Origin of the sequence: Variovorax sp. V213 (assembly GCF_041154455.1) — a bacterium.
Classification (GTDB): domain Bacteria; phylum Pseudomonadota; class Gammaproteobacteria; order Burkholderiales; family Burkholderiaceae_C; genus Variovorax.
Genome location: NZ_AP028665.1, coordinates 497,722 through 511,181 on the forward strand (window position 1 = coordinate 497,722; position 13,460 = coordinate 511,181).

13 protein-coding genes are annotated in these 13,460 nt (G+C 67.8%); 6 read left to right on the forward strand and 7 right to left on the reverse strand.

Annotated elements, in window-relative coordinates; translation table 11 throughout:
- Positions 1-19: 19 nt before the first annotated feature.
- Positions 20-730 carry a ribonuclease activity regulator RraA gene (locus tag ACAM55_RS27415; RefSeq protein ID WP_369657406.1) on the forward strand — a complete coding sequence of 237 codons (711 nt, stop codon included), beginning with the start codon at positions 20-22 and terminating at the stop codon, positions 728-730.
- A 41-nt stretch (positions 731-771) separates the two neighbouring features.
- On the forward strand, positions 772-1,761 hold the full coding sequence (locus tag ACAM55_RS27420) for a Bug family tripartite tricarboxylate transporter substrate binding protein (protein ID WP_369657407.1): 990 nt from the start codon (positions 772-774) through the stop codon (positions 1,759-1,761).
- An 18-nt stretch (positions 1,762-1,779) separates the two neighbouring features.
- On the opposite strand, the gene ACAM55_RS27425 is transcribed toward ACAM55_RS27420, so the two are convergent.
- Complete coding sequence (locus ACAM55_RS27425; protein ID WP_369657408.1) at positions 1,780-2,661, reverse strand: LysR family transcriptional regulator; 882 nt, start codon at positions 2,659-2,661, stop codon at positions 1,780-1,782.
- Positions 2,662-2,763: 102 nt separating this feature from the next.
- Between ACAM55_RS27425 and ACAM55_RS27430 the strand changes: the two genes are divergently transcribed.
- Together ACAM55_RS27430 and ACAM55_RS27435 are read left to right on the forward strand one after the other, a co-directional pair.
- Complete coding sequence (locus tag ACAM55_RS27430; RefSeq protein WP_369657409.1) at positions 2,764-3,699, forward strand: NADP-dependent oxidoreductase; 936 nt, start codon at positions 2,764-2,766, stop codon at positions 3,697-3,699.
- A 62-nt stretch (positions 3,700-3,761) separates the two neighbouring features.
- Positions 3,762-4,631 carry an NmrA/HSCARG family protein gene (locus ACAM55_RS27435; RefSeq protein ID WP_369657410.1) on the forward strand — a complete coding sequence of 290 codons (870 nt, stop codon included), beginning with the start codon at positions 3,762-3,764 and terminating at the stop codon, positions 4,629-4,631.
- Positions 4,632-4,721: 90 nt separating this feature from the next.
- Here the strand turns inward: ACAM55_RS27435 and ACAM55_RS27440 are convergent, their stop codons facing one another.
- Complete coding sequence (locus tag ACAM55_RS27440) at positions 4,722-5,249, reverse strand: MarR family winged helix-turn-helix transcriptional regulator (protein ID WP_369657411.1); 528 nt, start codon at positions 5,247-5,249, stop codon at positions 4,722-4,724.
- A gap of 110 nt (positions 5,250-5,359) precedes the next feature.
- On the opposite strand from ACAM55_RS27440, the gene ACAM55_RS27445 reads away from it, so the two are divergent.
- The gene (locus tag ACAM55_RS27445; RefSeq protein ID WP_369657412.1) at positions 5,360-6,160 is read left to right on the forward strand and encodes an SDR family NAD(P)-dependent oxidoreductase; all 801 of its coding nucleotides are present in this window, start codon (positions 5,360-5,362) and stop codon (positions 6,158-6,160) included.
- 67 nt (positions 6,161-6,227) lie between these two features.
- Positions 6,228-7,304 carry an alkene reductase gene (locus ACAM55_RS27450; protein ID WP_369657413.1) on the forward strand — a complete coding sequence of 359 codons (1,077 nt, stop codon included), beginning with the start codon at positions 6,228-6,230 and terminating at the stop codon, positions 7,302-7,304.
- Positions 7,305-7,329: 25 nt separating this feature from the next.
- On the opposite strand, the gene ACAM55_RS27455 is transcribed toward ACAM55_RS27450, so the two are convergent.
- The 5 genes from ACAM55_RS27455 to ACAM55_RS27475 are packed head-to-tail and all read right to left on the reverse strand — an operon-like array spanning position 7,330 to position 13,444.
- A complete protein-coding gene (locus ACAM55_RS27455; RefSeq protein ID WP_369657414.1) occupies positions 7,330-8,808 on the reverse strand; it encodes an NAD-dependent succinate-semialdehyde dehydrogenase in 1,479 nt (492 codons plus the stop codon).
- A 30-nt stretch (positions 8,809-8,838) separates the two neighbouring features.
- Positions 8,839-9,927 (reverse strand): tartrate dehydrogenase, encoded by a 1,089-nt coding sequence (locus ACAM55_RS27460; RefSeq protein ID WP_369657415.1) that lies wholly within the window; start codon positions 9,925-9,927, stop codon positions 8,839-8,841.
- Positions 9,924-11,573 (reverse strand): ABC transporter ATP-binding protein, encoded by a 1,650-nt coding sequence (locus ACAM55_RS27465; RefSeq protein WP_369657416.1) that lies wholly within the window; start codon positions 11,571-11,573, stop codon positions 9,924-9,926. Before ACAM55_RS27465 ends, ACAM55_RS27460 begins: the two co-directional genes overlap by 4 nt.
- On the reverse strand, positions 11,573-12,478 hold the full coding sequence (locus tag ACAM55_RS27470) for an ABC transporter permease (protein WP_369657417.1): 906 nt from the start codon (positions 12,476-12,478) through the stop codon (positions 11,573-11,575). Before ACAM55_RS27470 ends, ACAM55_RS27465 begins: the two co-directional genes overlap by 1 nt.
- A 9-nt stretch (positions 12,479-12,487) precedes the next feature.
- Positions 12,488-13,444: an ABC transporter permease gene (locus tag ACAM55_RS27475; protein ID WP_369657418.1), complete on the reverse strand. Its 957-nt coding sequence runs from the start codon at positions 13,442-13,444 to the stop codon at positions 12,488-12,490.
- Positions 13,445-13,460 lie beyond the last annotated feature (16 nt).

Sequence of the window (13,460 nt, forward strand, 5' to 3'; positions counted from 1 at the left end):
CCAACCCACGGAGACCCATGTGAATCCCCAGACCCGCGAGAAGCTGATGAAAGTCAGCACCGCCACGCTGTGCACGGCGCTGTTCAAGCGCGGACTGCGCAACCAGTTCATCCAGAACGTGCACCCGCTCAACCCCGCGCTGCCCAACATGGTGGGCGAGGCCTTCACGCTGCGCTACATGCCCGCGCGAGAGGACCTGAACCCCATCACCGTGTTCAACGACCGCAACCATCCGCAGCGCCAGGCCGTGGAGCAGTGCCCCGTGGGCGCGGTGCTGCTGATGGACAGCCGCAAGGACGCCCGCGCCGCATCGGCCGGCGGCATCCTGGTGAGCCGTCTCATGAAGCGCGGCGCGGCCGGCGTGGTCACCGACGGCGGCTTTCGCGACAGCCCCGACATCGCCAAGCTCGGCTTTCCGGCGTACCACCAGCGCCCGAGCGCGCCGACCAACCTGACCTTGCACCAGGCCATCGACATCAACGTGCCCATCGGCTGCGGCGACGTGGCCGTATGGCCGGGCGACGTGGTGGTGGGCGACGCCGAGGGCGTCATCGTGATTCCGGCGGACATTGCCGACGAGATCGCGGCCGAGGCCACCGAGATGACCGTGTTCGAAGACTTCGTGCAGGAGAAGGTGCTCGAAGGCCGCTCCATCCTCGGCCTCTATCCCCCGACCGAAGAGCAGAGCCGCACCGAGTTCGCCGCCTGGCGGCAGGCCCACGGCCGCTGAGAGCCCGCCTTTACCCGACACCGACAAAGAGAGACAACACCATGCCCTTCATCCAGCGCGCCGCGCGGCTGCTGTTCGCCGCATCCGCCTTCGCACTTGCACCCGCCGTGGCGCTGGCACAGGCCGAATGGCCCGCCGCCAAGACCATCACCTACGTCGTGCCCTTCACGGCCGGCGGCTCGACCGACATCGTCGGCCGCATCCTGGCCAACAAGCTGCAGGAGAGTCTTCACCAGTCGGTGGTGGTGGACAACAAGCCCGGGCAGGCCGGCGGCATCGGCGCCGCCTACGTCGCCAAGGCCGCGCCCGACGGCTACACGCTGTTCGGCGGCACCATCAGCACGCACGCCATCAATGCCAGCCTCTACAAGAAGCTGCCCTACGACCCGATGAAGGACTTCGAGCCCGTGTCGCTGGTCGGGCGGCTGCCCAACGTGCTGATCGTCAACAGCCAGCTCGGCGTGAACTCGGTGGCCGAGCTGATCGCGCTGCTGAAGAAGGACGAATCCAAGCGCACCTTCGCTTCGTCAGGTGCCGGCACCTCGACGCACCTGGCGGGCGAAATGTTCGCCGACATGATCGGCGTGAAGCTCACGCACGTGCCGTACAAGGGCACGCCGCCCGCCATGACCGATGTCGCCTCGGGCCTGGTGCCCTTCATGTTCGACCAGGTGACCGCCGCGCTGCCGCTGGTCAAGAGCGGCAAGCTGAAGCTGCTGGCCGTCACCACCGGCAAGCGCATTGCGCTGGTGCCCGAGTTGCCGACCATGATCGAATCCGGCGTGCCCGGTTTCGAGATGTCGTCATGGCAGGCGGTCTATGCGCCCAAGGGTACGCCCAAGCCCATCATCCAGCGCCTGAATGCCGAGATCGTGAAAGCCCTCAAGCAGCCCGACGTGCAGGCCAAGCTCTCCGGCCAGCTGGCCATGGACATCGCCGCCAGCACGCCCGAGGAACTGCGCGACCACATGGCCCGCGAGATTCCGCGCTGGGCCGAGCTGGTGAAGAAGTCGGGCGCGACCGCGGATTGACGGGGCGTTGCCGGTCTTCTAGCCGTTCAGTACGAGAGACCCCTGCGGATATTGCGCGCACATGAATTCGACGAACGCCCGAACCTTTGGCGCGGGAAGTCGCCTCGATGTGTGCAGGACCCAGAGCGCGGCCTCCACGCCCGACACCACGCCCCACTGAACCAGCTCTCCGCGCGTCAACTGGTTCCACGCGATGGACTGCGGTATCAGGGCGGCGCCGGCGCCAGCGACCGCAGCGTCGCGAATCATCAGGAACGAGGAAAGCCTGAGCCTGGGGATCGGCTCCACGACCAGGCGTCCATCGTCGAGCGTCCAATTGCCGGTTTGGAAGTTTGTTGAGACGATGCCCGGAACCGGGCTGACCTTGCCCTTGCCTGGCTTTGGCACGGGCACGGAGGGCGCGGCCACGACCACGAGCCGGTCCTTGGCGAAGCACCGGCCCACAAGGCTGCTGTCCGGGGCTGGATTGATCCGGATCGCGGCATCGAACTGCTCCTCGACGAGGTCGACCAGGCGATCGTCCGCCACCACCTCGCACGTGACCTCGGGGTAAGCCGCGCAGAACCCGGCGCAGATGCGGCCCATCGCCAGCTGCGAGAACAGCACCGGGGAAGCGACACGCAAACGCCCGCGCGGAACCGACAAGCCCTCGCGCGCGGAAGTCATCGCATCAGCCACCTCGTGCATGGGCCCTTCGGTGCGATCCATCAGCATCTGGCCGGCTTCCGTGAGCTTGAGCCCGCGGGCGCTGCGCTCGATGAGCCGCACGCCGAGCTGCTCTTCCAGCTCTGCAATGCGCCGGGACAGGGTCGCCTTCGATCTCCCGCTCGCGCGGCTTGCCTTTCCGAGGCCGCCATGGGTTGCGACCAGTGCGAAGTCATTCAATGCGTTCAGGTCCATGTGTTCCGTATTTGAAACGATGTGTCTTAATTTTTGCATCTTCGTTTTACTGATGCAACGGCCTATCTTCTCCTCATCGCAACTTCGACAAGAGGAATTGAAATGACCACCACGCAACGCGCCGTGCTGATCCGCGCCTATGGCGGTGTGGCCGCCGCCGAGGTCGCGCAGATCGCAAGGCCCGCAGCCGGACGGGGCCAGGTCCTGGTCCGCGTTCGGGCCGCCGGTGTGAACGGCATCGACTGGAAAGTCCGCGAAGGCTTCGTCCGGGAGGCTTTCCCGCTTCAACTGCCCGCCGTGCTGGGGATCGAGCTTGCGGGTGTCGTCGAGGCACTCGGCCCCGGCGCCTCGCGCTTTCGCGTGGGCGATCGCGTCATGGGGCCGCTCGGCGGGCTGGGTGCCTATGCCGACTTCGTGGCAGTCGACGAGGCCAACCTGGTGCGCACGCCGCAAGGCCTGGACGATGTGCACGCGGCCGCCGTGCCTGTAGCGGCCGTGGCAGGCTGGCACAGCTTGCACCACGCGGGTCCGATCGCCGCAGGTCAGCGAATCCTGATTCACGGCGCAGCGGGAGGCCTGGGCGGCTATGCGGTGCAGTACGCCAAGCGGGCAGGCGCCGTGGTCTTCGCCACGGCGTCGACCGCGCACGTCGAGTACGTGCGCAGCCTGGGCGCGGACCACGTGATCGACTACCGGACCGAACGCTTCGAATCGGTCGCGCGGGACATCGACCTGGTGCTCGACTACGTCGGCGGCGAAGTGCTCGATCGCTCGTGGCAGGTGCTGACGAAGGACGGTGCGATCGTCGGCACGTCCTCGCCCGACATCCTTGCCCGCACGCCCCCCGGCCGTCGCGGACTGTGGTTCATGAACAAGCCGGACGCAGCCCTGCTGGAACGGCTGGCGGAGGAGATCGCCCAAGGCACGCTGATCTCGAAGCTCGGCGAAGTCGTGGGTTTCGACGACATCCCCGCGGCCATCGAACGCAATCGCACAGACCCTCGCATCGGCAAGGTCGTCGCGGACTTCTCGCGCTGATCGATCTCGCTACCCCTTTGCCCCCCTTCAACCCGTTTTCCCTCAACCACCTGGAGATTTCCATGAGCATTCTCGTCACCGGTGCCACCGGCACCATCGGTTCCCTCGTCGTCCAAGGCCTGGCCAGCGCCGGCGCCGAAGTCAGCGCCTTCGTTCGCACCCCCGGAAAGCAAAGTTTTCCGGCCGGCGTCAAGGAGGTCGTCGGCGACCTGACCGACGTGCCCTCATTGCGCGCGGCACTGTCGTCGGTGCGCACGCTGTTCCTGCTGAACGCCGTCACGCCCGACGAAGTGACCCAAGCCCTTGTCGCGCTGAACCTGGCGCGCGAGGCTGGCATCGAGCGCATCGTCTATCTGTCGGTCATCCATGCGGACAAGTTCACCGATGTGCCGCATTTCACGGGCAAGCACACGGTCGAGCGAATGATCGAGAGCCTCGACATCCCGGCGACCATCCTTCGGCCGGCCTACTTCATGCAGAACGAGCGCATGGTGCAGCAGGTGATCCAGGGCTACGGCGTCTACCCGATGCCGATCGGTTCCACGGGCGTGGCGATGATCGATGCGCGAGACATCGCCGACACCGCCGTCGCCGAACTGTTGCGCCGCGACCGCGCGTCCGCGCCGTCACCGCGCGTGACGCTGGAGCTGGTCGGGCCCGAGCCGCTGACCGGAGTGTCGGTGGCCAGGATCTGGAGTGCCGCGCTCGGCCGCGAAGTGGCTTACGGCGGAGACGACGTGGCGGCCTTCGAAACACAGATGGCCGCGTTGGGACCGTCCTGGCTGGCCTACGACATGCGCCTGATGATGGCCGGGATTCAGAAGTTCGGCATGCACGGTGCGGACGGCGCAGCGGATCGCCTGCAGGCCATGCTCGGGCGTCCTCTGCGCACGTACAGCGACTTCGTCAAGGAGGCCGTTGCCGCGTCGTAGGCGGCGCGGGGCTCCATCGCCGCCGCCATCCGCCTCGACAGGGTCGAGCGTCGGAGGAACTCTATCTGCACTCGCTGGGCGCGGCGGAGATCATCGACCTTTGTATACGGCCAGAAACGCATCGGAAGACACCTGATCGGCCAAGGCTCTCAATTTCGCAGCCGAGTCGGGACCTAGCACGGCCTCCACCCGGTCGTTGGCTGCGGCCCAGTGCACCACGGCTTCTGAAAGCCGGGTCTTGCCCAGCGGGGTGAGAACGCCGTGCTTGGTCCGCCGGTCCTTGGCGTCCTGACGCAATTCGACCATGCCATCACGCACCAGCGGCCGCAGCGCATGGGTGAGGGCCGAAAGCTGGATCGCGAGCCGGCTCGCCAGATCCTGCAGCGTGGGTCCTTGTTGATCAGGACCCGTGAGCTTGTGTATTTCTGCCATGAGCCCGAGCTGCGTGGCCTTGAGGTCCAGCGGCGCCAGCGCTTCGTCGTACAGCTGGCCGAGCCGGCGGGCCGCAAGGCGCAGTGCCGTGTTCGTGCAGACGCGTCCGCCCAGGATGTCCTGCTCATGCTCGGCCAGCCCGTCAAGGCTGTTTTTCGCATCGGCAGGATTGGTGGTGATTCCCATGATTCGAAAATGGTTGAGTGCCGCACTATCGGCAAGCGGCGTTTGATCAAACCTACATTTGAGCCCTCAACTTTTTTAGTTGAGCCCTCAATTTTATTCGAAAGCCGTCAATGACAATTCCCAGCTCCAAGAAAGTCGCCCTTGTCACCGGGGCTTCCTCCGGCATCGGCGCCGTCTATGCGGATCGCCTCGCGGCGCGCGGATACGACCTGATTCTGGTCGCCCGGCGCGCCGACCGCCTGGAAGCGCTTTGCGCGCAGGTCTCGAAGGCGCACGGTATCAAAGCCGAAGCGATCGTGGCCGATCTGACCCAGGACGAGGACCTGGCGCGGATCGAGACGATTCTGTCCACCAACGCCGACGTGCGCGTCCTGGTGAACAACGCCGGCATCGCGCGGCTCGGACCGGTGGCCCAGAGGTCCGCAGGCGACGCGCTGTCCCAGATCGCGCTCAACATCACGGCACTGACGCGCCTGACCCAAGCGGTCGTGCCGGCCTTCATCGCGCGAAAAGAGGGGGTGATCATCAACATCGCTTCCGTGCTGGCCATCCATTCGCTGCCCATCAGCGCCGTCTACAGCGGCACCAAGGCCTTCGTGCTGCAGTACAGCCGAGGCCTGCAGGAAGAGCTGGTCGGCACCGGCGTGAAGGTCCAGCTGGTCCTGCCGGCCTCGACAGCCACCGAGATCTGGGATCTGTCGGGCGTTCCGCTGGCTGCCCTCAACAAGGACGCCTTGATGACGACCGAGCACATGGTCGATGCGGCGCTTGCGGGATGGGACCAGGGCGAAGCGATCACGTGGCCCTCGGTCGCCGATGCGGCGCTGTGGGGAAAGTACGAGGCAGCCCGCTCCGAACTTTTCGCGGCCACCCAGGTTGGAACGCCGGCCCCGCGCTACCGGATCGGCTGAGCCTGCCAGGCCGAGGCCACGCCATCACTTTTCTCTCTTTTTCCATCCGATTTTTTCAGGACAGCCCATGCTTTTCGACGCCTTCTCCCTGCGCGCCATTCCGCTCAAGAACCGTGCCGTGATGTCGCCGCTCACCCGCAGCCGCGCGGTGGACAACAACACGCCCAACAGCCTGATGGCCACGTACTACGCGCAGCGCGCGAGCGCCGGCCTCATCATCACGGAAGGCACCTCGCCGTCGCCCAACGGCCTCGGCTACGCCCGGATTCCCGGGCTGTTCAACGACGCCCAGGTGCAAGGCTGGAAGCTGGTGACCGACGCAGTCCATGCCAAGGGCGGCAAGATCGTGGTGCAGCTCATGCACACCGGCCGCGTGACCCACCAGGCCAACCTGCCGGCCGGCGCCGAAGTGCTCAGCGCTTCAGCGGAAACCTGCCCGGGCCAGATGTGGACCGACACGCAAGGCAGCCAGCCGCACACGCCGCCGCGCGCCATGACCGAGGCCGACATCCAGGCCGCGGTCGGCGAGTATGCGACTGCCGCGCGCCTGGCCATCGAAGCCGGCTTCGACGGCATCGAACTGCACGCGGCCAACGGCTACCTGCTCGAGCAATTCCTGAACGCCAACATCAACCGCCGCACCGATGGCTACGGCGGCACGGCCGAAGGGCGCAACCGGCTGGTGCTCGAGGTCGCCCGTGCGGCGGCGAAGGAGATCGGCGCGGAGCGCGTGGGCATCCGCCTGTCGCCGCACGGCGTGTTCAACGGCGCCGGCGCCTTCGAAGGCGTGGACGAACAGTACCTCGCGCTGGTGAAGGAGCTCTCCGCGCTCGGCCTCATGTACGTTCACGTGCTGGACCATTCGGCAATTGGGGCTCCACCGGTTCCGGCGAAGCTGAAGGTCGACCTGAGGACGGCGTTCGACGGCCCCTTCATCCTCGCCGGCGGTCTCGACAAGGCCAGCGCACAAACGGCGCTGCGCGAAGGCCGCGCGGACCTGGCGGCCATGGGCAGGGCTTTCCTCGCCAACCCCGACCTCGTCGACCGCATGCGTCAGGACGCGCCGTTGAACGCGCCCGTCCCGGACACGTTCTACACGCCCGGTGCCAAGGGCTACACCGACTATCCGGCGCTTGCCGCTTGAGCGCCGAAGCGCGCCCCGAGGAGGCTCAGAGCCCGCCCTGGCAGAGGTACTTGGTGTGCATGTAGTCGTCGAGCCCGTGCACCGAGCCTTCGCGGCCGTAGCCTGATTCCTTCACGCCGCCAAAGGGCGCCGCCTCGGCGGCCAGGGCGCCTTCATTGATGCCGACGATGCCCGATTCGAGCGCGTCCGCCACGCGCCAGATGCGGCGCACGTCGGTCGAATAGAAATAGGCGGCCAGGCCGAAGGGCGTGTCGTTGGCAGCCGCGATCACCTCAGCTTCGGTGTCGAAGCGCGTCACCGGCACCACGGGTCCGAAAGTTTCTTCGCAGCTGCATTCCATGGTCGCATCGGCGTTCACCAGCACTGTCGGTGCGTAGTAGTTGGGCCCGTCGCAGCGCGCGGAGCGCAGCCGTTCGCCGCCCACCACGACGCGTGCGCCCCGTGCCACGGCGTCGCGCACATGGCGTTCGATCTTGTCGACCGCGCGCGCATTGATCATCGGGCCGATCTGCGAATCGGGTTCGGTGGCAGGGCCGACCTTGAGCGCCCCCACCCGTGCCGCGAGCTTGTCGACGAAGGCGTCGTGCACCCTGGCCTGCACGAACACGCGGTTCGGGCACACGCAGGTCTGGCCGCCGTTGCGGAACTTGGCGGCCATCAGGCCTTCGACGGCGGCGTCGATGTCCGCATCCTCGAACACGATGAAGGGCGCATTGCCGCCCAGCTCGAGCGACAGCTTCTTGAGCGTGTCGGCCGAGGCCCGCGCCAAGTGCTTGCCGACCGGCGTGGAGCCGGTGAAGCTGATCTTGCGCACCCGCGCGTCGGCCAGCCACACGTCGACCACTTCGGGCGTGCGCTCGCGCGAGGCGGTCACGATGTTGAGCACGCCCGCCGGCACGCCGGCTTCCTGGGCCAGCTTCACGAGCGCGAGCGAAGTCAGCGGCGTGTCCTCGGCCGGTTTGCAGACCACGGTGCAGCCCGCGGCCAGCGCAGGCGCGATCTTGCGCGCGATCATCGCGGCCGGAAAGTTCCACGGCGTGATCGCGGCGACCACGCCGACCGGCTCCTTCACCGCCAGCATGCGGCGGCCCGTGACGGGCGCGGGAATCACGTCGCCGTTGGCGCGCGTGGCTTCTTCGCCGAACCACTCGACGTAGCTCGCCGCGTAGGCCACTTCGCCGCGGCCTTCGGCCAGCGGCTTGCCCTGTTCGCGCGAGATAAGGCGGCCCAGGTCTTCCTGGTGCGCCAGCATGAGGTCGTTCCAGCGCTTGAGGATCTGCGCGCGCTGCTTGGCCGGCACGGCGCGCCAGGCGGGGAAGGCGGCGTGAGCGGCAGCGACCGCGGCGCGCGCGTCGGCGGCCGTGCCGTCGGGCACGCTCGCGAAGACGCCATCGGTGGCGGGGTCGGTCACGTCGAGGCGGCGGCCGTCGCTGGCGTCGCGCCATTCGGCGCCGATGAGCTGGCGGCCGGGCAGCAGGTCCTGGCGTTCAAGGGTCAGTGTCATGTTTGAAAGCGTCTTGAATGAATTTGGAGGTCAGGCGGCGGCGACGCGTTCGGCAATCGCCATTCCAAGCTCGGTGGTCGAAGCCGTGCCGCCCAGGTCGCGCGTGCGCGGCCCATCGCGCAGCACCGCCTCGATCGCGCCGAGGATGGCATCGTGCGCCGCGCGGCCCGCGCCCTGTCCCTGCGTGAGGAAGTCCAGCATCAGCGCGCCCGACCAGATCATGGCGATCGGGTTGGCGATGTTCTGGCCGTAGATGTCGGGCGCCGAGCCGTGCACCGGCTCGAACAGCGACGGAAACTTGCGGTCGGGGTTCAGGTTGGCCGAAGGCGCGAGGCCGATGGTGCCGGTGGTGGCCGGCCCCAGGTCGGAGAGGATGTCGCCGAACAGGTTGCTCGCCACCACCACGTCGAAGCGCGTGGGCTGCAGCACGAAGCGCGCGGACAGGATGTCGATGTGCTGCTTGTCGACCTTCACCTCGGGGTAGTCGCGGCCGATGGCGTCGGCGCGGCCGTCCCACCACGGCATGCTGATCGCGATGCCGTTGCTCTTGGTGGCCACCGTGAGGTGCTTGCGCGCGCGGCTGTTCGCCAGTTCGTACGCGTAGCGCAGCACGCGGTCGGTGCCGTGGCGCGAGAAGACCGATTCCTGGATCACGATCTCGCGCTCGGTGCCCTCGTACATCACGCCGCCGAGCGAGGTGTATTCGCCTTCGGTGTTCTCGCGCACCACCAGGTAGTCGATGTCGCCCGGCTTGCGGCCGGCCAGCGGGCAGGGCACGCCTTCGAACAGCCGCACCGGGCGCAGGTTGATGTACTGGTCGAACTCGCGGCGAAACTTGAGCAGCGAGCCCCAGAGCGAGACATGGTCGGGCACGGTCTCGGGCCAGCCGACAGCACCGAAGTAGAGTGCGTCGACGCCGCGCAGCTGTTCCTTCCAGTCGTCCGGCATCATCTGGCCATGCTCGGCGTAGTAGTCGCAGCTGGCCCAGTCGATGGTGCGGCAGTCGAGCTCGAAGCCGAAGCGTTCCGCGGCGGCCAGCACCACGCGCAGTCCCTCGGGCATCACTTCCTTGCCGATGCCGTCGCCGGCAATCAGCGCAATCCGGAATGTGGGGATCATGCGTGTATCTCCCTGGTGGAGTGGGCTGCTGTCGCGGCCGCGCGGTCCATGTCGTCGAGCCAGCCGCGGCGCAGCTCGGGCACCGAGCGGGCGAGCAGCTGGTAGTAGGGGTGGTGCGGCCCGCGGTCGTAGTCGGCCCGCGCCACCTGCGAGAGCTTGCGCCCGTGCTGCATCACCACGATCTCGTCGCACACCGAGCGCACCGTGTGCAGGTCGTGGCTGATGAAGAGGTAAGACACGCCGAGCTCGCGCCGCAGCTCGGCCATGAGGTCGAGCACCGCAGCGGCCACCACGGTGTCGAGCGCCGAGGTCACCTCGTCGCACAGGATCAGGTCGGGCTCGGCCGCCAGCGCACGCGCCAGGTTGACGCGCTGCTTCTGCCCGCCCGAGAGCCCGCCCGGCAAGCGGTCGGCCACCGTGCGCGGCAGCTTCACCAGGTCGAGCAGCTCGAAGATGCGTTGCTTGAGCGGCTCGCCGCGCAAGCCCTTGTAGAACTGCAGCGGCCGCGCCAGGATGCGCCAGATGGTCTGCGACGGGTTCAAGGCCGTGTCGGCCATCTGGAACACGATCTGGATGCGGCGCAGCTCGTCGGGGCTGCGCTGCTGCAGCGTGGGCTTGAGTTCGTGCCCGTCGAACATGACGCTGCCGTGGCAGGGCTTGAGCAGGCCCGCAACGGCCCGCGCCAGCGTGGTCTTGCCCGAGCCCGATTCGCCGATCACGCCGATGGCCTGGCCGCGGTAGAGCTTCAGGTTGATGTCCTCGAGGATCAGCTTGGCCGGCTGGCCCTTGGCGTCCACCGGGCCGTAGCCGCACGAAAGCTCATTCACGTGAAGCAGCAGCGCGGAATCGCCCGAGGCCTGGCCCGAGGCGCGCACCGCCGGCCGCGCGGCCGCCAGCAGGCACTTGGTGTAGTCGTCCACCGGGGCCGAGAGGATCTGCTCGGTCGCGTTCAGCTCGCTCATCTTGCCGTTGCGCAGCACCAGGATGTGGTCGGCCATCTGCGCCACCACGGCCAGGTCGTGGCTCACATACACGGCGGTGGCACGGCGCTCGCGCACCACGCGGCGGAAGGCGCGCAGCACCTCGATCTGCGTGGTCACGTCCAGCGCGGTGGTCGGCTCGTCGAGGATCACGAGGTCGGGGTCGCCGATCAGTGCCATCGCCGCCATCAGCCGCTGCAGCTGGCCGCCGGAGACCTGGTGCGGATAGCGCGAGCCGATGTTGTCGGGATCGGGCAGCGCCAGTTCGCGAAACAGCTGCACCGCCTTCGCCTCGGCCTCGGCCCGTTTGCACAGGCCGTGGATGACGGTGGGTTCGACCACCTGGTCCATGATCGTGCGGGAGGGATTGAAGGAGGCGGCCGCGCTCTGCGCGATGTAGGAGACCGTGCGGCCGCGCAGCGAGCGCTGCCGCGCCGCATCGAGTGCCAGCACGTCGGTGTCGCCGATCTGCACCTTGCCCGCCGAGATGCGGCAGCCGCTGCGCGCATAGCCCATCAGCGCCAGCGCGGTGGTCGTCTTGCCGGAACCGGATTCGCCGATCAGCGCCAGCACTTCGCCGGGCTGCACGGAAAAGCTCAAGTCATCGACCAGCGTGATGTCGCCGGCCACGATGCGGAGCCCCTGGACAGTGAGTGGTGCGCCCATCAACGGACTCCTCGTTCGCGCGCGGCACGGCCGGGCAGGTTGTCGATGACGAGATTGACCGCGATGGTCAGGCTCGCGATGGCCAGCGCCGGCACGATCACCGAGGCGCCGCCCATGGCCAGCGCACCGATGTTTTCGCGCACCAGCGAGCCCCAGTCGGCCGCGGGCGGCTGGATGCCGAGCCCGAGGAAGCTCAGGCTCGCCAGCAGCAGCACGACGTAGACGAAGCGCAGCCCCAGGTCGGCCAGCATCGGGCCCAGGATGTTGGGCAGGATCTCTCGCAGCATGATGTAGAGCGTGCCTTCGCCGCGCGTGCGCGCCACGGTAACGTAGTCGAGTGCGTTGATGTTGACGGCCAGCGAGCGTGCCATGCGGTAGGCGCCCGGCACGTAGATGATGGCCGCCGTGACCACCAGCATCGGCACCGAGGTGCCGAAGCCCGCCACCATGATGAGCGCGAACATCTTGCTCGGGATTGCCGTGAGTGTGTCCAGGCCGCGGCTGAGCACCGCGTCGATCCAGCGGCCGCTGGCGGCGGCCAGGAGCGCCAGCACGGTGCCGGTTCCGCTGGCCAGCAGCGTGGCCAGCAGAGCGACGCCGATCGTGTAGCGCGCCCCCTCGATGATGAGTGCCAGCATGTCGCGGCCGAGGTAGTCGGTGCCCAGCCAGTGCGTCGCGCTGATCGGGGCGAAGACGTTCGAGGTGCCCGCGGCCGCCGTGCCGTGCGACAGCAGCCACGGCCCGAGCAGCGCCGCAAGCAGCCAGAACAGCAGCACCGCGAGGCCGAGCAGGCCGGATGGGCCGAACCCCCCGAGCCACGGCAGCGGGCCGCCTCGGCGTTCTTGCGGCACTGGCGCCAGGGAAGCCGTGGCGCTCACGACCGTTGAAGATGTGGACGTTTCCATGAGCTTCCTTCAGCGGTGCCGCAGCCGCGGATTGGCGAGAATGCCGAAGATGTCGGCCGTCGTCACCAGGATCAGGTAGGCGCAGCAGAAGATCATGGCGCAGGTCTGCACCAGCGGCATGTCGCGCTGCGAGACGCCGTCCACCATCAGCTTGGCGATGCCCGGATAGTTGAAGATGGTCTCGACGATGATCACACCGCCCAGCAGGTATGACAGGCTCAGTGCCACCGCATTGGCGATCGGCCCCACCGCATTGGGCAGTGCGTGCGCCAGCACCATGCGCATCGGCGAGGCGCCCTTGAGCCGCACCATTTCGATATACGGCGCCTCGAGCTGGTCGATCACCGCGGCGCGCGTCATGCGCATCATCTGGGCGACGATCACGCAGCACAGCACCAGCACCGGCATCGCGAAGGCGCGCAGCAGCTGGCCCAGCGACTCGATGTCGTTGACAAAGGAGAGCGCAGGCAGCCAGCGCAGCTGGACCGCGAACACCAGCACCGCCAGCGTCGCGACCAGGAACTCCGGCACCGACACCACGCCGACCGCTGTCGTCGAGGCGGCGCGGTCGAACCACGAGCCGCGCCACACCGCCGAAGCGATGCCGAGCGCGAGTGCGATCGGCACCGAGAACAGCGCCGTGACGGCGGCCAGCAGAAGCGAATTGGGCAGGCGGCTGGCGACCAGCTCCGACACCGGCATCTGCGTGGTCGCGGAGCGGCCGAGGTCGCCCTTGAGCATGCCGAGCAGCCACTTCGCGTAGCGTTCGGGCGCCGGCACGTCCAGTCCCATCTGCGCGCGCAGTGCCGCCACCGCCTCGGGCGTGGCGTCCTGGCCGAGTTGCTCCTGCGCGGCATCGCCGGGCAGCACAGCGGTGATCGAGAACACGATCACCGAGACCGCCAGCAGCGACAGAAGCGCCAGCGCGATGCGCTGGGCCAGAAGCTTCAGGATCACATGGTTCATGTCGGTGCTCCGTGTA

Bases quoted from the DNA above. Each gene is read 5' to 3' on its own strand.
- ACAM55_RS27420 (WP_369657407.1), top strand. From the start codon at position 772: ATGCCCTTCATCCAGCGCGCCGCGCGGCTGCTGTTCGCCGCATCCGCC.
- ACAM55_RS27425 (WP_369657408.1), bottom strand. From the start codon at position 2,661: ATGGACCTGAACGCATTGAATGACTTCGCACTGGTCGCAACCCATGGC.
- ACAM55_RS27430 (WP_369657409.1), top strand. From the start codon at position 2,764: ATGACCACCACGCAACGCGCCGTGCTGATCCGCGCCTATGGCGGTGTG.
- ACAM55_RS27435 (WP_369657410.1), top strand. From the start codon at position 3,762: ATGAGCATTCTCGTCACCGGTGCCACCGGCACCATCGGTTCCCTCGTC.
- ACAM55_RS27440 (WP_369657411.1), bottom strand. From the start codon at position 5,249: ATGGGAATCACCACCAATCCTGCCGATGCGAAAAACAGCCTTGACGGG.
- ACAM55_RS27445 (WP_369657412.1), top strand. From the start codon at position 5,360: ATGACAATTCCCAGCTCCAAGAAAGTCGCCCTTGTCACCGGGGCTTCC.
- ACAM55_RS27450 (WP_369657413.1), top strand. From the start codon at position 6,228: ATGCTTTTCGACGCCTTCTCCCTGCGCGCCATTCCGCTCAAGAACCGT.
- ACAM55_RS27455 (WP_369657414.1), bottom strand. From the start codon at position 8,808: ATGACACTGACCCTTGAACGCCAGGACCTGCTGCCCGGCCGCCAGCTC.
- ACAM55_RS27460 (WP_369657415.1), bottom strand. From the start codon at position 9,927: ATGATCCCCACATTCCGGATTGCGCTGATTGCCGGCGACGGCATCGGC.
- ACAM55_RS27465 (WP_369657416.1), bottom strand. From the start codon at position 11,573: ATGGGCGCACCACTCACTGTCCAGGGGCTCCGCATCGTGGCCGGCGAC.
- ACAM55_RS27470 (WP_369657417.1), bottom strand. From the start codon at position 12,478: ATGGAAACGTCCACATCTTCAACGGTCGTGAGCGCCACGGCTTCCCTG.
- ACAM55_RS27475 (WP_369657418.1), bottom strand. From the start codon at position 13,444: ATGAACCATGTGATCCTGAAGCTTCTGGCCCAGCGCATCGCGCTGGCG.